General features: G+C 44.1%; 20 protein-coding genes. 14 read left to right on the forward strand and 6 right to left on the reverse strand.

All coding sequences use genetic code 11. The annotated features are described in order from the left end of the window. Positions 1-288 precede the first annotated feature (288 nt). Positions 289-1281 carry a 2-hydroxyacid dehydrogenase gene (locus OCT63_RS00970; protein ID WP_269983030.1) on the forward strand — a complete coding sequence of 331 codons (993 nt, stop codon included), beginning with the start codon at positions 289-291 and terminating at the stop codon, positions 1279-1281. 118 nt (positions 1282-1399) lie between these two features. On the opposite strand, the gene OCT63_RS00975 is transcribed toward OCT63_RS00970, so the two are convergent. From OCT63_RS00975 to OCT63_RS00985, 3 genes are all read right to left on the reverse strand, one after another. Further along, positions 1400-2272, reverse strand: a complete 873-nt coding sequence (locus OCT63_RS00975; RefSeq protein ID WP_269983031.1) for a patatin-like phospholipase family protein — start codon at positions 2270-2272, stop codon at positions 1400-1402. A 215-nt stretch (positions 2273-2487) separates the two neighbouring features. Beyond that, the gene (locus OCT63_RS00980) at positions 2488-3939 is read right to left on the reverse strand and encodes a catalase (RefSeq protein WP_161671815.1); all 1452 of its coding nucleotides are present in this window, start codon (positions 3937-3939) and stop codon (positions 2488-2490) included. 199 nt (positions 3940-4138) lie between these two features. Further along, on the reverse strand, positions 4139-5308 hold the full coding sequence (locus OCT63_RS00985; RefSeq protein ID WP_269983032.1) for a glycerate kinase: 1170 nt from the start codon (positions 5306-5308) through the stop codon (positions 4139-4141). A 425-nt stretch (positions 5309-5733) separates the two neighbouring features. Here OCT63_RS00985 and yiaK point away from each other — a divergent pair, with 425 nt between their 5' ends. The 13 genes from yiaK (at position 5734) to OCT63_RS01050 (ending at position 17098) form a co-directional block, all read left to right on the forward strand. Beyond that, positions 5734-6735, forward strand: coding sequence for a 3-dehydro-L-gulonate 2-dehydrogenase (gene yiaK / locus OCT63_RS00990; RefSeq protein WP_161684904.1), 1002 nt, complete (start codon positions 5734-5736; stop codon positions 6733-6735). Positions 6736-6759: 24 nt separating this feature from the next. After that, positions 6760-7248, forward strand: a complete 489-nt coding sequence (locus tag OCT63_RS00995) for a TRAP transporter small permease (protein ID WP_269983033.1) — start codon at positions 6760-6762, stop codon at positions 7246-7248. Continuing rightward, complete coding sequence (locus OCT63_RS01000) at positions 7248-8528, forward strand: TRAP transporter large permease subunit (RefSeq protein ID WP_065679222.1); 1281 nt, start codon at positions 7248-7250, stop codon at positions 8526-8528. The genes OCT63_RS00995 and OCT63_RS01000 overlap by 1 nt, the downstream gene beginning before the upstream one ends. Before the next feature lie 21 nt (positions 8529-8549). Further along, positions 8550-9524, forward strand: a complete 975-nt coding sequence (locus OCT63_RS01005; RefSeq protein ID WP_161684909.1) for a DctP family TRAP transporter solute-binding subunit — start codon at positions 8550-8552, stop codon at positions 9522-9524. A gap of 96 nt (positions 9525-9620) precedes the next feature. After that, positions 9621-10331, forward strand: coding sequence for an L-ribulose-5-phosphate 4-epimerase (locus OCT63_RS01010; RefSeq protein WP_269983034.1), 711 nt, complete (start codon positions 9621-9623; stop codon positions 10329-10331). A 10-nt stretch (positions 10332-10341) separates the two neighbouring features. Next, positions 10342-11169 carry a Cof-type HAD-IIB family hydrolase gene (locus OCT63_RS01015; RefSeq protein ID WP_161684913.1) on the forward strand — a complete coding sequence of 276 codons (828 nt, stop codon included), beginning with the start codon at positions 10342-10344 and terminating at the stop codon, positions 11167-11169. Between the two features lie 43 nt (positions 11170-11212). Continuing rightward, positions 11213-11701: a YhcH/YjgK/YiaL family protein gene (locus OCT63_RS01020; RefSeq protein WP_161684915.1), complete on the forward strand. Its 489-nt coding sequence runs from the start codon at positions 11213-11215 to the stop codon at positions 11699-11701. Next, the gene (locus tag OCT63_RS01025) at positions 11701-13194 is read left to right on the forward strand and encodes an FGGY-family carbohydrate kinase (RefSeq protein ID WP_161684917.1); all 1494 of its coding nucleotides are present in this window, start codon (positions 11701-11703) and stop codon (positions 13192-13194) included. Before OCT63_RS01020 ends, OCT63_RS01025 begins: the two co-directional genes overlap by 1 nt. Beyond that, positions 13187-13831, forward strand: a complete 645-nt coding sequence (locus OCT63_RS01030) for a 3-keto-L-gulonate-6-phosphate decarboxylase UlaD (RefSeq protein WP_161684919.1) — start codon at positions 13187-13189, stop codon at positions 13829-13831. The genes OCT63_RS01025 and OCT63_RS01030 overlap by 8 nt, the downstream gene beginning before the upstream one ends. 7 nt (positions 13832-13838) lie before the next feature. Beyond that, positions 13839-14597 (forward strand): IclR family transcriptional regulator, encoded by a 759-nt coding sequence (locus tag OCT63_RS01035; protein WP_161684921.1) that lies wholly within the window; start codon positions 13839-13841, stop codon positions 14595-14597. A 9-nt stretch (positions 14598-14606) separates the two neighbouring features. Further along, on the forward strand, positions 14607-15476 hold the full coding sequence (locus OCT63_RS01040) for an L-ribulose-5-phosphate 3-epimerase (RefSeq protein WP_161684924.1): 870 nt from the start codon (positions 14607-14609) through the stop codon (positions 15474-15476). A 10-nt stretch (positions 15477-15486) separates the two neighbouring features. Beyond that, a complete protein-coding gene (locus OCT63_RS01045) occupies positions 15487-15810 on the forward strand; it encodes a hypothetical protein (RefSeq protein WP_009845890.1) in 324 nt (107 codons plus the stop codon). Positions 15811-15898: 88 nt separating this feature from the next. Further along, complete coding sequence (locus tag OCT63_RS01050) at positions 15899-17098, forward strand: MFS transporter (protein WP_161684926.1); 1200 nt, start codon at positions 15899-15901, stop codon at positions 17096-17098. A gap of 196 nt (positions 17099-17294) precedes the next feature. Here OCT63_RS01050 and OCT63_RS01055 read toward each other — a convergent pair whose 3' ends face one another. The 3 genes from OCT63_RS01055 to OCT63_RS01065 form a co-directional block, all read right to left on the reverse strand. Then, positions 17295-17432, reverse strand: coding sequence for a hypothetical protein (locus tag OCT63_RS01055; protein WP_248402117.1), 138 nt, complete (start codon positions 17430-17432; stop codon positions 17295-17297). 238 nt (positions 17433-17670) lie between these two features. Next, a complete protein-coding gene (gene rpe / locus OCT63_RS01060; protein ID WP_161684928.1) occupies positions 17671-18342 on the reverse strand; it encodes a ribulose-phosphate 3-epimerase in 672 nt (223 codons plus the stop codon). Between the two features lie 37 nt (positions 18343-18379). Beyond that, a complete protein-coding gene (locus OCT63_RS01065) occupies positions 18380-18979 on the reverse strand; it encodes an HAD family hydrolase (RefSeq protein WP_161684930.1) in 600 nt (199 codons plus the stop codon). Between the last annotated feature and the right edge of the window lie 223 nt (positions 18980-19202).

Here is a 19202-nt window from a genome sequence, read left to right on the forward strand (position 1 = left end):
TAGAAGCGCAGAAGCGCAAGCTTCAAAGAACAGTTAGAACTAGAGAAGAGGTTCAACCCGCGAAAGTAAGATTCATTCATATTGATGAACTTATGAGCAAGCGACTTCGTAATGTGATTTTCGGTATTCAGAAGTGATGATAAAAGCCAAATAACCATAGTAGTTACAATAACTAATGTTGATAGACAAGGTTATAAAACTCTAGCACACTGAACAGAGTTGTTAGCTTTAACCCCACATCAAATCAAAATAGTTGGGGTATTCATTTTTTAGGTAAGAGAGGAAGCCATGCTTAACATTGCTTTTTTTAGCTCAAAGTCATACGACGAAAAATCATTCAATCTGGCGAAAGGTGAACTCAACGCTGAGTTTCATTTCCATGATTTTCGCCTCACACCAACCACAGCGAAAATGGCGCACGACAACGAGGTCGTTTGTGCATTTGTAAACGACGACCTATCGCGAGACGTGTTAAAGGTTCTTGCACAAGGCGGCACTAAGCTGATTGCGATGCGCTGTGCGGGCTTTGATAAAGTAGACCTAGACGCGGCCAAAGCGTTTGGCCTACAAGTGGTTCGCGTTCCTGCTTATTCACCAGAATCGGTAGCAGAGCACACGGTTGGCATGATGATGTGCTTGAACCGTAAACTACACAAGGCGTACCAACGTACTCGTGATGCGAACTTCTCTCTTGAAGGATTGGTCGGCTTTAACTTCTATGGTAAAACCGTCGGTGTGATTGGTTCAGGTAAAATTGGCCTAGCGACGATGCGCATTCTCAAAGGTTTGGGCATGAACATCCTATGCTACGACCCATACCCAAATCCGTTAGCCGCCGAGCTGGGCGCTAAATACGTAGAGCTGGATGAGCTTTATCAAGAGTCTGACGTGATTTCTCTACACTGCCCGATGAGTAAAGAGAATTACCATCTATTAGACGCGACTGCATTTGAGAAGATGAAAGATGGCGTGATGATCGTCAACACCAGTCGTGGTGAGTTGCTTGATTCAACAGCCGCAATTGAAGCGCTCAAACAGAGCAAGATTAGTGCGCTTGGCCTTGATGTATACGACAACGAGAAAGAGCTGTTCTTCCAAGACAAGTCTAACGATGTGATTGTCGATGACGTATTCCGTCGCCTATCCGCTTGTCATAACGTACTGTTCACCGGTCACCAAGCTTTCTTGACCAAAGACGCTCTGTTCAACATTGCCAATACAACGCTAACCAGCGTCGATGCTTTCTTTGCAGGCAACAACAGTGGCAACGAACTGGTTTAATAACAGATTGGTTTAATAACAGACCGAGTTAAAACAGACTCGTTTCTAAAATATAAAGCCACGCTAATTCTTGATGAACAGCGTGGCTTTTTGGTTGATACCATTATCAGGAACAGAACTAAACACAAAAGTGACAATCCTCGGTATCCAAACCATAAATGCCTTTGCGAATGGCCAGATGCTCTGCGCCAGCCTTTATCCCCATCTCATAACCTGCATTCAAAATGGTTTGATCCATCGTTAAACGCTTAACTGCGAACGCTTCAGGCGGCGCAATCACTTTAATGATCGCATCCTTTGGTGGATGACGAATAAAATCGAGGGACTGATTATAATTCTCGGCACGAAACGCCATCGACTCAGCGATGTTCGGGTATTTCTTCAGCACCTTTTTCAGCATCCACTGGTACTTCTGCAGCTTCATTCTGTAGCTTAATGGGTGAGACAGAATCACGGTAATATCACGAGCACCACGACGATAGGCTTCACGAACAGGAATCGAATCGGCGACCCCACCATCGGTATAGCAACCACCGGAGAAACACGGTGTTTCACGGTAAGCGATTGGTAATGCGGTTGTAGCTTCAACCACATTAGAAAGGTTTTCAGGCTTAATGTGGTAGTAATCTGCACTGCCCGTATCAACATTAGTCACAGCGGCAATCAATGGGATACTTGAAAACATCTCACCACAATCAAGTGGATAGCGTTGGTTTGATTCATTCCATAGCCACTTCACGTCCACCAAATTGCCACCCTTGGCAAAGCGAGCGGGGTTGAAGAAGGTTTTGTCGGTCGCCATCGTGGTGATCACGTTATAGCTGCGTTTTGGTGCTTGAGATAAGTAACCAACCAGATTGGACACACCCGCAGATACGCCAATGGCAAAATCATAAGGGCGGAAATCGTCTTGCATAAAGGCGTCCAACACTCCGGCAGCGAAGATGCCTCTCATAGCCCCACCTTCAACGATTAATGCGCTTTTACTCATCTCAAACTCTACTATTTTATTAACTGATAACGGTAGGATAATCCTGTCCATCTTATAAAGATAATGGGATAAATTTATCAATTCGATAGGTAAAAACTATCAATATAAATAGTTCGATTTTTCAACATTCTAGGGGCTTGATGAACAGCGAGATCAAAAAAGGCCATTGAGTGAGCCACTCAACGGCCGTTCATTTAACTCATCAAGCTTATTGATTACGACTTAAATTCACTGACATCGATGTCAAGCAATTTACCAATCCCCTCACCGTATGCAGGGTCGGCTTTGTAACAGTGTCTTAGGTGGCGCAGTTGAATCTCTTTCGGCACACCGCCTAGGTTACGAGCTGTATTATCAAACAGAATCGCTTGTTTTTCTGGGGTCATCAGACGGAATAGGTCACCCGGTTGTGAGAAGTAATCTTCATCTTCGCGGTGATCCCAGTGCGCTGCTGCTCCATCAAGGTTCAGTGCTGGTTCTGCAAAGTCTGGTTGCTCTGCCCATTGGCCTTCGTTATTTGGCTCATAACCTAGTGTGCTACCAAAGTTACCATCAACACGCATTGCACCATCACGGTGGTAGCTATGTACTGGGCAACGAGGTGCGTTCACTGGAATATGCTGATGGTTAACACCCAAACGATAACGCTGCGCATCACCGTAAGCAAACAAGCGACCTTGCAGCATCTTGTCTGGTGAGAAGCTAATACCCGGAACCACGTTTGCAGGGTTGAATGCCGACTGCTCAACTTCAGCGAAGAAGTTTTGCGGGTTACGGTTCAATTCAAACTCACCCACTTCAATTAATGGGTAATCTGCGTGTGGCCAGATCTTAGTTAGGTCGAACGGGTTGTAAGGCACTTTCGCCGCGTCCGCTTCTGGCATCACTTGTACTTTCAGTGTCCATTTAGGGAAGTCTTGATTATCGATGCTGTCTAGCAGATCGCGTTGGTGACTTTCACGGTCATCGCCGATCACTTGTGCCGCTTCTGCATCCGACAAGTTCTTAATACCTTGCTGAGATTTGAAGTGGAATTTAACCCAGAAACGCTCGTTATCTGCATTAATAAAGCTGAATGTGTGGCTACCAAAACCATGCATGTGACGATAAGTCGCAGGGATGCCACGATCACTCATCACAATAGTGACTTGGTGAAGCGCTTCAGGTAGAGAGGTCCAGAAATCCCAGTTATTCTTCGCGCTGCGCATGTTGGTGCGCGGATCACGTTTCACGGCATGGTTTAGATCTGGGAATTTAAGAGGATCACGTAAGAAAAACACGGGCGTGTTGTTACCCACCATGTCCCAATTACCTTCTTCGGTATAGAACTTCAATGCAAAACCACGGATATCACGTTCTGCATCAGCAGCACCACGCTCGCCCGCTACTGTCGTAAAACGTGCAAACAAGTCAGTCTTTTTACCCACTTCAGAAAACAGTTTTGCCTTGGTGTACTTTGTGATGTCGTGTGTAACGGTAAATGTGCCATAAGCACCTGAGCCTTTCGCATGCATACGACGCTCAGGAATCACTTCACGATCAAAGTGAGCCAATTTCTCCAAAAACCAAACATCTTGAAGAAGTTGTGGACCACGTTTACCCGCAGTTTGAACATTCTGGTTATGAGCAACAGGGCAGCCTGCCGCTGTAGTTAGTTTTTTACTCATGATCTATTCCTTAGAGTTAAAGATGCAATCGTCTTACCACATCTTAGATTTGAGTGGGTTTCCCAATTAAAAACCACTAAATTACTATCAAAAAAGAATAGACCTGAGTTGGAATAAAATATAATCGTTTATATATATCGCTACTATTTATAAAACCTATCGAACTAGAATGTTAAGTAAGAGATTGTTTAACATAAATTTATTCAATGATTTCCTGGCCTAATTTTAATGTTGCAGCAATATTTCTCGCGGTTCGTGTTAGGTTAATATCCGCTTCTTGCAATACCTGATTGAGAGGTTGAGGGGAACGTACCGTACCGAACAGGCTGCTCATTTCACCGTAAAGCGCTTCAACTTCGGAGCCTAAAGATCCAGCAACCCCTATGGTTGGAATGCCTTGTAAGCTCGCACGTTTAGCAATGCCATAAGGTGTTTTTCCTTGTAGGGTTTGGTTGTCCATTTGCCCTTCACCTGTAATCACAAGGTCTGCGTCCTTCAATACTTCGTCAGCTTGTAAAACATCGAGTACCATCTCGATACCGGGCTTCATCTGCATATCAAATAACAAACCAAGCCCCATAGGAGCACCACCAGCCGCACCATAACCAGCACGCTTATGAACGGGGTCATCACCACCAACGTAACCTTGCGATTCAGCAATTTGTGCAAAATTCGCTATCGCTTTATCAAGCAGTAAGACTTGCTCAGGTGTCGCTCCTTTTTGTGGGCCGAAAATATAGCTAGCACCATTCTCACCACACAGTGGGTTATCAACATCGCATGCCACAATCAACTCGACATCAGCGCAGCGCGTATCTAGGCCTGTAAGATCTATTGATGCTAGCTTTGAGAGTGCTGCACCACCTCGGTTAAGTTCATGTCCTTTGTTATCCAGTAGTCGGCCACCCAAAGCTTGAACAATGCCGGCACCACCATCATTGGTCGCACTGCCACCCAATCCAATTATGATGGTTTGAGCACCCTCTTCTATCGCTTCTAAAATCAGCTGCCCTGTACCGAAAGACGAAGCTACCAAAGGAGCACGCTGATCTGGAGTCAGTAAATCCAAACCAGATGCGGCAGCAATTTCAATGAGTGCGGTTTTATTGGGGTTGCTACCTGAAGCTTCGAGCATCGCCCATTCGGCATTAATCTGCTCACCCAATGGCCCTTGCACTTGATGCGTTCGTTTTTGCCCAGCCAAACCTTGCAGCAATACATCTACCGTACCTTCACCCCCATCAGCCAAAGGTAAGGTCACATAATCAGCGTCTGGGAAGATTTCACGAAAGCCCTTTTCAATACACGCCGCCACCGATACCGCCGATAAAGATTCTTTAAACGAGTCTGGTGCAATAACAATTTTCATAGAAGTTGGCTCCAACACTTAACAAGATCTACCAAGAAATAATTCCAAAACCAAAAAACCACTATATAGAAGACAGTTCAACTGTGCGCATTTCTCCCCTGAATTTGACCACTCCCTCAGATTTCAACGCCACTATTTTATATTCAGTAAAGTTACGGTTTGCTCTAATTCCATAATTTGACAAGTTTATTCCGGCGAAATTATCGAATTTCATAAGATTTAGTCTTTAAAATCAGATCCTGAACACGCTTTTTGTTTCACATTGCGGAATTGTAAGATCTTTTTGTCCCATTTTTTAAGCCCTTAACACTTATTAGAGAAATACTTAATAAGGAAATATTTCACAACTTTGCTCACAGAATATTTTCGGAATTAAATTAATAATTAGTTCCGCATTATGGAATTTAACTTATCGGAGAGCACTGATGCCTTTAGTATCTATAGAAAAACTACAACAAGAATATGAACGAATCCTCTTGGCTCGTGACATGAGACCAGAGATGGCAACCAAGCTTGCAGCTGGTTTTGTTGAAATGGCAAACGAAGGTACATACTCACATGGCATTAACCGTTTTCCGGTGTTCATTGAACAAGTCGACAAAGGCCAAATCAAATTAAATGCTGAACCAGAATGCGTTAACAGCATGGGAGCTCTAGAGCAATGGGATTGCAACTACGGCCCTGGCGTTCTTAATGGTCTTATCTGTGCAGAGCGAGCAATGGAGTTAGCGCGTGACTACGGCATTGGTATGGTCGGCATGCGTAATTCAAACCACTGGATGCGTGGCGGTGCGTACGTATTAAAAATGGCTCGTGAAGGTTTCGCAGGAATTGCATCAACAAATTCAATAGCAGTGATGCCTGCATGGGGTGGTAAAGATCATCGTCTTGGTTCAAACCCTCTAATTATGGCAGTGGCTGGCGATCCACCCGTTGTTGTCGACTGTTCGATGACTCAATTCTCTTATGGTCAACTTCAAAATTTCGTCCTTGCTGACAAAGAACTGCCTGTCGTAGGCGGCTTCGATGACAACGGCAAGCTAACCAAAGACCCACATGTACTTTGGGAAAACAAACGTCTACTTCCAATGGGCTTTTGGAAAGGTTCATCAATGGCAATCGTGCTAGACATGATGCTAACAGCCATCACTGGCGGCCACTCTGTACCAGCCTTGACGGAAGATATGGGCGGTGAATTTGGTGTATCTCAATTCCTTATCGCTATCGACCTAAGAAAAACAATGGACCAAAGCACTTACGCACAAGAGATGAAGCGCATTCGTGATTACGTACTTGAATCAGAACCTGCAGAAACAGGCTCAGTGATGATTGCAGGTTCTGAAATTCAAAACTTCATCAAGAAACACGAAGCAGCTGGCGGCATTGAAATCAACGATGGAATTTGGGAACAGATTACATCTCTGTAATTAGCCAAAGGTAGGGAAAGCTTTATGCAAAGTGTATTTAAGAGTATTTGGAAAAGTATCGATGTCATCATGGCGGTCATTCTGACTTTTATGATTGTTCTCGTATTTACAAACGTAGTTTTACGCTACGGCTTTTCTTCTGGTCTTCGTCCCTCTGTTGAACTATCTCGCCTTGGTCTTGTATGGATTGTGATGCTCGGTGCAGCCGTTGTGTTGCGCCGAGGTGAACACCTCGCTGTTGCGGAATTTTCTGAACAACTTTTCCCAAAAGCAGTCCCCGTATTAAGACGCATCTGCTGGGTAATAGTACTGATTTCTGTAGGCATGCTTTACGTCGGCTCATACCGTCAAATGATGTCTAACTGGTCAGATATTTCTCAGCTTACAGGGCTTCCTTCAGCATTGTTTTACTTAGCCGGTGTGGTGTCAGGTTTGTTAATGGGCGTGATTGCCTTTATGCGAATCTTCAAGCCCGACTGGCAGCTAGATAGCTTAGATGAGGAGAAAGAATAATGACGTTAGCCATTTTCTTATCGGTATTGATTGTCTCAATCTTACTTGGTCTTCCTGTTGCGTTTGCATTGTTATTGTCTTCAATGGCGCTGATGCTTCATATGGACTTCTTTAGTGCAGACATTCTTGCGCAGTCTTTAATTAATGGTGTCGACAGCTTCACTTTGCTTGCCATTCCATTCTTCCTCATTGCGGGTGAAGTAATGGCATCGGGTGGTTTGTCACAGCGTATTGTTCGCCTAGCAACCACTTACGTCGGACACCGTCAAGGTGGCTTGGGTTACGTTGCTATCATGACTTCGGTACTGCTTGCTGGCCTTTCTGGTTCAGCTGTAGCAGATGCAGCAGCCTTGGTCAGTATTCTTTACCCAATGATGAAAGCAGCGAAATACCCAGAAGCACCTTCAATGGGCTTACTTGCTTCAGGCGGTATCATCGCACCCGTTATTCCACCTTCAATCCCTCTGATCCTTGTAGGTGTTGCTGGCGGTATCTCGATCAAAAACCTATTCCTAGGCGGCATAGTTCCTGGCCTGTTAATGGGTATGACATTGATGTTTGTGTGGCGCTGGACAGTTCGCAAAGAAAACCTAGCGACATCAGAAAAAGCAACAAAAGCAGAAAAGCGCGCAGCACTTAGAGAAGGTGTGTGGGCCTTAATGCTGCCGGTCATCATCATAGTGGGTATTCGTTTCGGCATCTTTACGCCAACAGAAGCCGCTGTAGTAGCCGCAACTTACGCAATCTTCATCTCTACGTTTGTGTACAAAGAACTCACCATTAAGAAGTTCTATCACATCGTACTGAACGCTGGTCGCTCGACCGCAATGGTTATGTTCTTGGTGGGTTGTGCCATGGTTGCAGCGTGGCTAATTACTGTTGCTCAGCTTCCTCAACAACTCGCAGAAATGTTAGGTCCACTGGTGGATAGCCCACGCCTATTAATGGCAGTAATTATGTTGCTCGTACTTTGTGTCGGCATGGTTATGGACTTGAGCCCAACGATTCTAATCCTTGTACCTCTTTTAATGCCTGTCATCAAGATGGCTGGAATTGACCCAACGTACTTCGGCCTACTGTTCGTTATTAACTGTTCAATTGGCTTGATTACGCCTCCTGTAGGCACCGTACTAAACGTAGTGTGTGGTGTAGCGAGAGTACCAATGTCGACCGCTGTGAAAGGTGTATTGCCCTTCATCGCTGCTTACATGGCTCTGCTCACACTGTTTGTCATCTTCCCAAGCATTATCACTGTGCCAATGTCGTTTGTCATTGGTTAATCCTCGACGGAGAAAATAATAATGAAAACCCTACTAAAACTTACTCTACTCGCTTCGACTATCGCAATGAGCTCTAGCGCTTTTGCCGCTACGACTCTAAAACTGGCGCACGCTGCACCAGAATCGGATTTGCAACAAGACCTATCTTTGTTCTTTAAGAAAGAAGTAGAAGCTCGTTCAAACGGCGAAATCAAAGTAAACGTCTACCCACAAGGTCAATTGGGCAGTGATAAGCAAATGATCGATGGTTCACGAGCTGGCATCGTTGATTTAGCGATGGTTGGCTTGAACAACTACAACGGCCTAATGCCTGAATCTGCGGCCTTCACTCTGCCGTTCATGTTCCCAGATCGTCAAACAGCATACAAAGTACTGGACGGCAAGCCGGGTAAAGAAGTGTTAGCGAACTTTGAAAAATTCGGTCTTAAAGGTCTTGGTTTTCCTGAAAATGGTTACCGCAACATGACCAACAACGAAAAACCTATTCGTGTACCTTCAGATGTTAAAGGCCTACAAATGCGTGTGAATGGTTCGAAAGCGCTAAACGACATGTTCAATGAGCTCGGTGCTAACCCGCAGCAGCTTCCAGTATCTGAGCTTTATACTGCACTTGAAACAGGCGTTGTTGACTCTCAAGACCACCCAATTTCTGTAACACTATCTTTCAAGTTTGATGAAGTACAAAAGTACCTAAGCCTTACACAACATGCTTACTCGCCACTGGTTCTTACTATGAACCTACGTAAGTTCGACAAACTAACTGAGGAAGAACAAAAAATCATCGAAGAAGTTTCTGCTGAAGCCGTGGCAATGCAACGTGAGCTAAGTATCCAGAAAGAAGACAAGATGATCGCTCAATTAGAAGCGAACGGTATGCAAGTAAACCGTGATGTTGATGGCGCGGCTTTCCAACAGGCGATTCAGCCGGTATGGAGCGCTTACATCGAGAAAAATGGCGATGTCATGATCAACAAGATCAAGCTAGCCGCTAAGTAACGCGATTGAGTGCGATTGCCTAGCGCGCTTTTTAGCTAAGGGATTTAGCTAGGCAATCAACTCGTACTTCACCTCAATACAACATAGGCAAATACCATGTCTCAAAAACCAAACGCGTATCAAGAATTAAAAGAACGAGTGTTCGCAGCAAACTTACAACTTCCTAAATATGGCTTAGTTACTTTCACATGGGGCAATGTCTCTGAAATCGACCGCGAACGCGGCGTTATTGCCATCAAACCATCTGGTGTGGAATACGATGTAATGACAGCGGACGACATAGTGGTACTGGATTTAGAAGGCATCCGTATTGAAGGCAAGCTAAACCCTTCAAGCGACACAGCAACGCACGTTGAGCTTTATAAAGCCTTCCCAGCCATTGGCGGTATTGTTCACACACACTCTCGTAATGCAACAATCTGGGCGCAAGCCGGCCGAGACATTCCAGCGCTTGGAACCACACACGCCGATTACTTCTACGGTGATGTGCCTTGTACTCGCCTGCTAGCGAAATCTGAGATCGAATCTGATTACGAGAAAAACACAGGCTTAGTGATCATCGAAGAATTCAACAAACGTGATATCGATCCACAGGCAATGCCAGGTGTCATCGTTGCTGGCCACGCACCATTCACATGGGGAAAAGATGGTTCAGATGCGGTGCACAACGCGGTAGTAATGGAAGAGATTGCAGCTATGGCAACCGCCACTCGCTCAATCAGCCCAGAAGTAGCGATTCAACCAGAACTGCTCGATAAGCACTACAACCGCAAGCACGGTAAGAACTCATACTACGGACAGAAGTAAGGCCTCGCAAATGCATAAGTCATCACCGCATAAGCTACTGGCTCTCGATCTCGATGGGACGGTGCTGAACTCGCAGCACACTATTAGCCAAGAGTTAGTCGAAGCCATCAAGCAAGTCGCTCAGCACAAGCATGTCGTTATAGTTACGGGCCGTCACCATGTCGCGGCGAAGCCTTATTACGACCAGCTTGGCTTATCGACCCCAATAATTTGTTGCAACGGCACGTACATCTTTGATTACCAGAACGATACAGTCATTCAAGAAAATGCCATAGACAAAGGTATCGCAGCCGAATTTATTACGCTTTCTCAAGCACATGACTTAAAGATGGTGATGTATGTTCGTGATGCCATGCTCTATTCAAGAGCTCGTCCAATTGAATACATGGAAGCGCTGTTGACGTGGTCTCAAACCTTTCCGGAAAGCCAACGGCCAAAGATTCAAAAAGTCGACGATTTCCAGCATGAGGCGCAAGACTCTGACTATGTGTGGAAATTTGTTGTGGAAGGTGAAGTAAACACGTTTGCCGAGATTCCTTTCGTAAAAGAGAACTTCAATGGCGAACGGTCTTGGATTGACCGTGTTGATTTCGCCGCAACGGGAAACAGCAAAGGTAATGCGTTGACTCGCTACATCGAGCCTCTAGGCATCAGTCTAGACAAGTGCATCGCCGTAGGAGACAACCATAACGATATCTCAATGCTTAAGATCGTGGGTCTCGGCGTTGCGATGCAAAATGCCGACGATACGGTAAAGGGTGCTGCTGACCTAATCACACAAAGAAATAACGATGATGAGACAGGGCTCGCTAAACTCTTACACCGCTTATTTATTTAACCTGCTCGTTTCTTGATAGCCGTTTATTTTATAAGAGAATTTTATGTTAGTCGGAAATACTCAACTTACGCAAATCAGTAAATCGTATCCTGTCGTTATCCAAAACGTGCTTGAGTACTTGAACAGCATCGACAAAGAACAACTCGCTCTTGGTCGCCATGAACTACCAGGTTTTGCTTCAAAACAGGCATGGTTTGTTGTGCTGGAATACGACAAAGAGCCACTAGGTAACTTCCAACCTGAAGTCCATAAATACCATTCTGATTTGCAGATCATTCTGGAAGGTTCTGAAGTAATGGCATGGGCAATTGACACAGGCGAACACAGCAACGCACAGCCTTATAACCAAGAACGTGACCTTCAATTCTACGAATATCCGGGAATTGAACTGAGCTTCATCCATGCAAAACGCAATCAATTTTATTTGTTCACGCCAAATATCGTGCACATCACCAATATTGAAAATGATGACAGCCAACCAGTCAGAAAACTGGTGGTGAAGATTCACAACGATTTACTGGAAGCAAAATAATGAATTACTACATTGGAATTGATTCTGGCGGCACTTTTATGAAAGCCGCGTTGTTTAACGCAAAAGGTGAACAGCAAGGCCTTGTTCGTGTATCGGCGAGCGTCATCAACGAGAAGCAAGGCTGGGTAGAACGCGACCTCGATGCCTTATGGGGAAACGCGGTCGACGTCATTAAACAGCTTTTAGAGACCACAAAAGTCGATCCATTAAACATCAAAGGCTTAAGTATTTCAGCCCAAGGCAAAGGCGTTTACCTTCTTGATAAAAAAGGAAGAAACCTTGGTCATGGCATTATGTCTTCAGACTCACGCTCCCTGCCCATTGTTAAAGAGTGGCTAGAACAAGGTAAAGCACAAGAGATCTACCCAACCACACTGCAAACACTTTGGACAGGTCACCCGGTTTCTATCATTCGTTGGATCAAAGACAACGATGCAGAGCGCTATAACAACATTGGCGCAGTGATGATGTCTCACGACTATCTTCGCTATCGTTTAACGGGCAAAGTGGCCGCGGAGCTGACCAATATTTCAGAAAGTAACTTTTTCAACGCCATCACTGGTGAGTATGACAAAGCCCTTCTAAAAACCTTTGGTATCGAAGAAATTTGGGATGCGCTCCCTCCGGTTGTGAAACCTCAGCAACAAGCAGGGAAAATCACCGCGGCAGTCGCAACAGAGACTGGCCTTGCATTTGGAACACCGGTATTTGGCGGGTTGTTTGATGTGGTATCAACCGCGATCTGTTCTGGAATCAACTCTTCTGAAGACACTTTGAATTACGTAATGGGTACTTGGGCGGTCACATCTGGTATCTCAAAGCAAGTAACTCAAGAATCGCACAACTTTGTCTATGGCCATTACGCTGTCGATGGTGAATACATCATTCATGAAGCGAGCCCTACCTCTGCGGGCAATTACGAATGGTTCGCCGATTACCTTGGTGACAATGGTCAACTCGACCACCAGCAAAACCAAGCATTAGTTGAAGCATTAGACACGGCATCAAGCAGCCTCTATTTCGTGCCATTTCTTTACGGTTCTAACCAAGGTCTCGGTTTGAAGTCAGGCTTCTATGGACTGCAATCGCACCATACAAAAGGCCACCTGATTCAAGCGATTTGGGAAGGTATTTTGTTCTGTCACAACATACACCTTGAACGTATGCGTCTGCGTTTTCCGAAAGCAAACGTATTGAAAGTGACAGGCGGCCCTGCGTCTAGTCCTGTATGGATGCAAATGCTGGCTGACCTAACCGGTATGACGGTTGAAATATCAGAAGTTGATGAAACTGGCTCATTAGGCGCAGCCATGATGGCGATGGTGGGAGCAGGCGAATTCACATCACTAGAAGAATGCACGCAAGCCATTACCAATTCTGCATCACGTGTTGAACCAAACCCTGAACATTACGACCTATACCAAACAAAATATAAGCACTATCAAAGACTGGTGCAGTTATTCAAACAATTTGAGGATGAAATGGATGCATAAGCCCTTATTACAAATGGCACTTGATGCCACTGATATAGACACTGCATTAGCCTCAATAGAGCATGTTGCAGATAAGTTAGATGTGATTGAAATCGGGACGATTTTAGCCTTCGCCCACGGCGTAGATAGCGTAAGAATCCTACGAGAAAAATACCCAAGCCACATCATTGTGTGTGATATGAAAATCACCGATGCCAGCGCTATTTTAACGCGTCTAGCAATGGAAGCGGGTGCCAACTGGGTAACCGTGAGTGCAGCGGCTCATATCGAAACAATACGTTCAGCAAAAAAAGTGACTGACGAATTTGGTGGCGAAGTACAAATTGAGCTCTATGGACACTGGACTCTAGACGACGCACGCGCATGGGTCGACATGGGTATTAAACAAGCAATTTATCACCGCTCACGTGATGCCGAGCTCGCAGGTGTGAGCTGGACCGAAGAAGATTTGATAAAAATGCAGAAATTATCGGATATTGGAATTGAACTATCCATAACTGGTGGTATTGTGCCAGACGATCTGCATTTGTTTAAGAATCTGTCTGCAAAGTCATTTATTGCTGGTCGTGCATTAGCCGACAGCAATGGCCGTGACATCGCAGAAAACTTCCATACTGAAATAGGTAAACACTGGTAGCACATATATGAGTGAGCAAATTAAATCGTTGTCTAAAGCACTGACCGTATTGGAATTCCTTGGGAACTACCCGAATGGCGTTTCTCTACAAAAAGTGTCTGAAGGGACAGGCTTCAACAAGTCTTCTGTCCACCGTATTTTAGCGACGTTTGAAGCCTCTGGTTATGTTGCTCAAATGTGTTCAGGTAAAGAATATCGCTTAACAATGAAGTTGGTTCAGCTAGGACATGCTGCTATCAACTCTGATGTCACAGGCACAGTTAAGCCATACCTATCTGAACTGCTCGACGATGTGAATGAAACGGTTAACTTTCTCTCTTTTGATGCTGACAACATCATTTTTAAAGACAAGTTCGAACCCGCTAATTCAGCCTTTAGAACTCGAACTTACGTAGGGTTACATTCTCCAATGTATTGCTCTGCGGCAGGTAAATGCTACCTCGCATTCAGCTCAGAGAACATTCGAGAGACCTACTGGCAACGCAATGTCAGCACTATGAAGCCGTTAACTGAGAATACGATTCTCGATAAGTCTCAGTTTTTTGATGTTCTCGATAAAATCAAAGCGCGCGGTTATGCGCTCGATGATGAAGAGAACGAAGCGGGTATATCTTGTGTTGCTGTCCCTATTTTTGACAAGAACAAATCTCCTGTATACGCGGTAAGTGTCTCGTCGCTTACGCCCAAAATGAAAGCACTCGGCTACGAAGAAATTGCTAGCAGAATTCAAGACATTACAACGCGTATAGAACAACAACTCTTTTAAGGAAAAAGAATGTTTGATTCTAAAAACAAATTCAGATTAGGTATTTACGAAAAAGCGATGCCAACTTCCCTTACATGGGAAGAGCGCCTGATTCACGCGAAAGAAGCAGGCTTCGACTTTGTGGAAATTTCTGTCGATGAAACCGACGAGCGTCGTGCACGTCTCGATTGGTCAGACGAAGAAATTTACGAGCTTCGCCGCCTTTGTGAAAAGCACCAAATGCCCTTCCAATCGATGTGTTTAAGTGCGCATCGTAAGTTTCCGTTTGGCTCAATGGATGACGCTATTCGCGCTGAATCTCTGATCATTATGGAGAAAGCGATTTCATTAGCATACAAACTGGGTATTCGTTGTATTCAAATGGCGGGCTACGACGTGTACTACGAGCCACAATCGGCTGAAACTCACGCTCGCTTCATTGAAGGCATGCAACAAGCCACCAAAATGGCGGAGCGTGCAGGCATCATGTTAGGTGTGGAGATCATGGATACCCCGTACCTTAACTCTCTGAGCAAGTTTGAAGTACTTAAGCGTGAAATCCCATCACCTTACTTCATGGCTTACCCAGACGTAGGTAATATTTCTGGTTGGAACTACGACGTATGTACCGAGCTAAAATTGAGCCGCGATCACCTAGTACAAGTCCACCTTAAAGACACGCTACGAGTTTCAGAAACCTGTAAAGGTCAGTTCAGAGATCTGGTTATTGGTGAAGGCCAAGTCGATTTCCCTGCTATTTTCAAAACACTCGCTGAAATTGACTACAGCGCACCATTAGTGATTGAAATGTGGGCTCAAAATGACGACTGGCTAGACGATATCAAACAAGCGAAAGCAACATTGAAATCTATCGCAAACCAATCTGGCTTTGAACTATAAGGAAACGACAATGACTATTTTTCGCACCGCTTTTTTTGAAGCTGATTTAACTGAAGAACAAAAACAAGACTTCTACCAATACATGGAAAACGAAGTCGCGCCTATTATTCGCACATTTCCGAATAACCAAGGGTTAACGCTAAATAAGCCAGAAGCGATTGAAGCTGAAAGCCATAAGAACCTACTCCTTATGATGCAACACAGTTACGAGAACGAGTCAGCAATGGCTGCCGCTTTGGATTCTGAGCAACGAATTAAAAGTATGCATGCGACCAAAGTGATTATTGAGAAATACAACATTCATGTTCATCACATCAATTTTGTACGTGACTAACGGCTCAATAGGCAATACACCGTAAAGTCTCAATCGAAAAGCAGAAGATCATCTTCTGCTTTTTTATCGCTATTGATAAGGAATCACTATGAGAGTATTTCCGTTAAAAGATGCCCCTCTGGTCTTACTATCTTTGATCTTTTTTATTTGGGGCCTAATTACCGTTTCAAGTAACTCCCTAATTCCCTATTACAAAGAAGCTTTCTCTCTCGACTATAAAATGGCCATGTTGTTTCCCATGGCCTTTTTTATTACGCGAATAACAGTGTCGCTTCCAACCTCATTTGTGATGGCGAAGGTGGGATATAAGCGTACATTAAAATTTTGTTTGATGTGGTGCCTCCTGGGCTGCCTAGCCATGGCATATTTGGTCCGCGGAGAACAACTAGTTTCAACCCTGCTTGGTATCTTGTTGATGGCCTCAGGAGTCTCGGCCATTCAAGTTGTGAGCTCACCTTACGTATCACTACTCTCGACGCCTGATAAAAGCGTTATACGTCAAAGTGTGGCAACGGCATCGAACTCGGTTGGTACTGTGCTTGGCCCGCTGGTGCTTACCGCTATCATTCTTGTGGCAGCAAGTTTTAACGTCGACAAAACCGCCGATCAAGTTTCGTTTCTGTTCTTGCTCATCGCCCTGTTCTTTTTCGGATTGCTGATATTTTTTTGCAGAATATCTCTTCCAGATATCAAACCGAAACAAATGACTGGCTTTTGGCGAGGGCTAATTCTTCTTGTTAAAAATAGGCAGTTCATGAAGTTAGCGTTGGTACTGTTGCTGTACATAGGTGTGGAAGTCAGTTTTGGCACGTTTACTATTACTTACCTTGCTGACCAACAATATGGCGACCTTGGATTGGTATCCGCAACACAAATTATCGCTCTTTATTGGATATTAATGTTTGTGGGAAGGCTGCTGTTCGCAAAATTCGGAAATACAATTAACAAACACGCTCTCTTCTCACTGTCTTGCGTGGTTGCCGCTTTGATTAGTGCCATAGCGATCTATCAAAATCATGTCTGGGTCGGTTATTTGATGCTTGTCGTGGGGCTATGTAATTCTACGCTCTACCCCATCATTTACGCACAAGCGCTACATACATCAGGTAGGCAAAACTCACAAGGGGCAGCAATTCTAATAATGTGTTCAATTGGAGGTGTTGTTTTACCATTCGTACAAGCGAGTTTGATTGATGAACTTTCGCTGAGCACGAGTTATATCGCGCCCGGATTAGCGTATGTATTAATGATATTTTTGTACTGGTCTAGTCTAAAGCATCGTGTTTAAACCGTTGGTTTAGATAAGTCACTTGATTCAGTAAGTAATTCAATGACTAAAAATTTGGCCTGACTGACCTAGAAGGTAGAGAAAGAGAAGTGGAGAAATAAAGGTAAGGAAATTAATTTGATACTTCTGACGTTAATTTGAATCAGTGAGTGGCTAATCACCACCACTGATCACACTTAACGCGGGTTATTAAAAATTAAACCCAAGCAGAAGCAACAAGTAGGATAATTGCACCCATGATAACGGTAGACTTAGCAAAAAATAGAACTTCATTCATTAATGAAGGTTTTGCTAGTGATACGTTGTTTTCATTTGTGATTACTGTAGCGTTCATACTGTGTTCTCATCGTTATGTGATCTGAGGTCAATTTTGCGCCGTTATGTGACCAAAGTCAACATTAACTGTAGTTTTATTACACGATAATTCAGGTACAGACCAACGAGAGAACACGATAAAGCCCTACTTTTCTTCTATACATATTTCCATTTAATCCATTGTCATTAGATACAAAAAAGCTCGAAACCTGATCTACAGAATACTTCGAGCCTTTATACAGCAGTCGATACACAACCTAATTCAATTGAGCCAATTCAGCTCGCATTGAATCGATAGCTTGCTGGTAATCTTCACTATCAAAAATAGCAGAGCCCGCAACGAACATATCCGCACCCGCTTCAGCAATCTCTTTTATGTTGTTAACTTTCACGCCACCATCGACTTCTAAACGAATATTTCGACCTGATTCATTAATGCGCGTTCTGATTGAACGAAGCTTGTCGAGCGTAGCTGGGATGAAAGATTGGCCACCGAAGCCTGGGTTAACCGACATAACCAATATCAGGTCAACCTTATCCATGATGTAGTCAAGGTAGCTCAATGGCGTTGCAGGGTTTAGTACCACTCCGGCTTGGCAACCGTGTTCTTTGATTAGCTGCAAAGTACGATCGATGTGCTCTGATGCTTCGACATGAAAAGTAATCATTGCCGCACCTGCTTTAGCGAACTCTGGTATCAGTTGATCCACAGGCTTCGCCATTAAATGCACATCGATCGGGGCTGTGATTCCATATTCCCGTAATGCCTTTAATACTGGCGCACCAAAAGTCAGGTTAGGAACATAGTGGTTATCCATAACATCGAAATGAATAACATCAGCCCCTGCTGCAAGAACGCGTTCTACGTCCTCACCAAGACGCGCCAAATCAGCAGAAAGAATCGAAGGTGCGATAAGATATTTTTTCATTGTTTTCCTACTAATTTTTTGTATTGTTAAATTCTGTTTAGCTCGCTGGAACAAACTTAGTTATCTGTCCATTTTCAACCATGTAGCAATCCATTCCAGCCGCGGTTGCAGCGTATTGACCAATGATCGTATCTTCAAATACCACACAATCCGTAGGATCAAGATCTAACTGGCTAGCGACTTTCAGAAAAGTATCAGGATTAGGTTTGTGATTTTCCACGTCATCTGAAGTAACAATCGTACGTATCATTGATGGGATGTCGGTCGTTTTTAAAATCGCCCTCGCATGCTTTGCCTGCGCACCAGTGCCAATGCCTATCTTTTTCAACAGATATTGTTGCTGTAAAAGTGCGTATGTCTCTGGGATAACATCACCTTTATGCTCAATGGCTTCGAAGTTGGCGATTTTGTCCGAAGTAATTTGTTGAGCATCAAGAGTTAGATCGTAACGCTTAAGGATCTCTTGAGTCACTTTTCGCGATGGCATCCCACCAAGTTGATCGAGCCATTCTTTGTCATAGGGAATACCAAACTTCTGACAAGTTTGTTCCCATGCATGAGCGTGTGCCACCATAGAATTGACCAGAGTCCCATCGAGATCAAAAATAATTCCTTTATATTTATCTAACTTTGGCATCGTCAATCTCTCATATTGTTTTGAGACTCATACTACTAATCACCATACATAAAACCTATTCATGATCGCCTTAATATGATCTTACTCAACAATCCGACAATTAAACGAATTGATGTAATAAAAGCCGTTGTTTTACTATTGAAATCATATTTTGAGCACATCTCACCCATTTTTACTTAAACCAAGTAGAGTTGCATAAATTGAAGATGATATAGTCCACCAA

The sequence above is a fragment of the Vibrio sp. RW genome, from assembly GCF_027587105.1.
GTDB lineage: Bacteria > Pseudomonadota > Gammaproteobacteria > Enterobacterales > Vibrionaceae > Vibrio > Vibrio toranzoniae.

What these genes read in the sequence shown, in the direction of transcription:
- OCT63_RS00980 (WP_161671815.1), bottom strand. Translation starts at nt 3,939, where the DNA reads ATGAGTAAAAAACTAACTACAGCGGCAGGCTGCCCTGTTGCTCATAAC.
- OCT63_RS00995 (WP_269983033.1), top strand. Translation starts at nt 6,760, where the DNA reads ATGCAAAGTGTATTTAAGAGTATTTGGAAAAGTATCGATGTCATCATG.
- OCT63_RS01000 (WP_065679222.1), top strand. Translation starts at nt 7,248, where the DNA reads ATGACGTTAGCCATTTTCTTATCGGTATTGATTGTCTCAATCTTACTT.
- OCT63_RS01045 (WP_009845890.1), top strand. Translation starts at nt 15,487, where the DNA reads ATGACTATTTTTCGCACCGCTTTTTTTGAAGCTGATTTAACTGAAGAA.
- OCT63_RS01020 (WP_161684915.1), top strand. Translation starts at nt 11,213, where the DNA reads ATGTTAGTCGGAAATACTCAACTTACGCAAATCAGTAAATCGTATCCT.
- OCT63_RS01025 (WP_161684917.1), top strand. Translation starts at nt 11,701, where the DNA reads ATGAATTACTACATTGGAATTGATTCTGGCGGCACTTTTATGAAAGCC.
- OCT63_RS01030 (WP_161684919.1), top strand. Translation starts at nt 13,187, where the DNA reads ATGCATAAGCCCTTATTACAAATGGCACTTGATGCCACTGATATAGAC.
- OCT63_RS01050 (WP_161684926.1), top strand. Translation starts at nt 15,899, where the DNA reads ATGAGAGTATTTCCGTTAAAAGATGCCCCTCTGGTCTTACTATCTTTG.
- OCT63_RS00970 (WP_269983030.1), top strand. Translation starts at nt 289, where the DNA reads ATGCTTAACATTGCTTTTTTTAGCTCAAAGTCATACGACGAAAAATCA.
- yiaK (WP_161684904.1), top strand. Translation starts at nt 5,734, where the DNA reads ATGCCTTTAGTATCTATAGAAAAACTACAACAAGAATATGAACGAATC.
- OCT63_RS00985 (WP_269983032.1), bottom strand. Translation starts at nt 5,308, where the DNA reads ATGAAAATTGTTATTGCACCAGACTCGTTTAAAGAATCTTTATCGGCG.
- OCT63_RS01055 (WP_248402117.1), bottom strand. Translation starts at nt 17,432, where the DNA reads ATGAACGCTACAGTAATCACAAATGAAAACAACGTATCACTAGCAAAA.
- OCT63_RS01015 (WP_161684913.1), top strand. Translation starts at nt 10,342, where the DNA reads ATGCATAAGTCATCACCGCATAAGCTACTGGCTCTCGATCTCGATGGG.
- OCT63_RS01010 (WP_269983034.1), top strand. Translation starts at nt 9,621, where the DNA reads ATGTCTCAAAAACCAAACGCGTATCAAGAATTAAAAGAACGAGTGTTC.
- rpe (WP_161684928.1), bottom strand. Translation starts at nt 18,342, where the DNA reads ATGAAAAAATATCTTATCGCACCTTCGATTCTTTCTGCTGATTTGGCG.
- OCT63_RS01065 (WP_161684930.1), bottom strand. Translation starts at nt 18,979, where the DNA reads ATGCCAAAGTTAGATAAATATAAAGGAATTATTTTTGATCTCGATGGG.
- OCT63_RS01040 (WP_161684924.1), top strand. Translation starts at nt 14,607, where the DNA reads ATGTTTGATTCTAAAAACAAATTCAGATTAGGTATTTACGAAAAAGCG.
- OCT63_RS00975 (WP_269983031.1), bottom strand. Translation starts at nt 2,272, where the DNA reads ATGAGTAAAAGCGCATTAATCGTTGAAGGTGGGGCTATGAGAGGCATC.
- OCT63_RS01035 (WP_161684921.1), top strand. Translation starts at nt 13,839, where the DNA reads ATGAGTGAGCAAATTAAATCGTTGTCTAAAGCACTGACCGTATTGGAA.
- OCT63_RS01005 (WP_161684909.1), top strand. Translation starts at nt 8,550, where the DNA reads ATGAAAACCCTACTAAAACTTACTCTACTCGCTTCGACTATCGCAATG.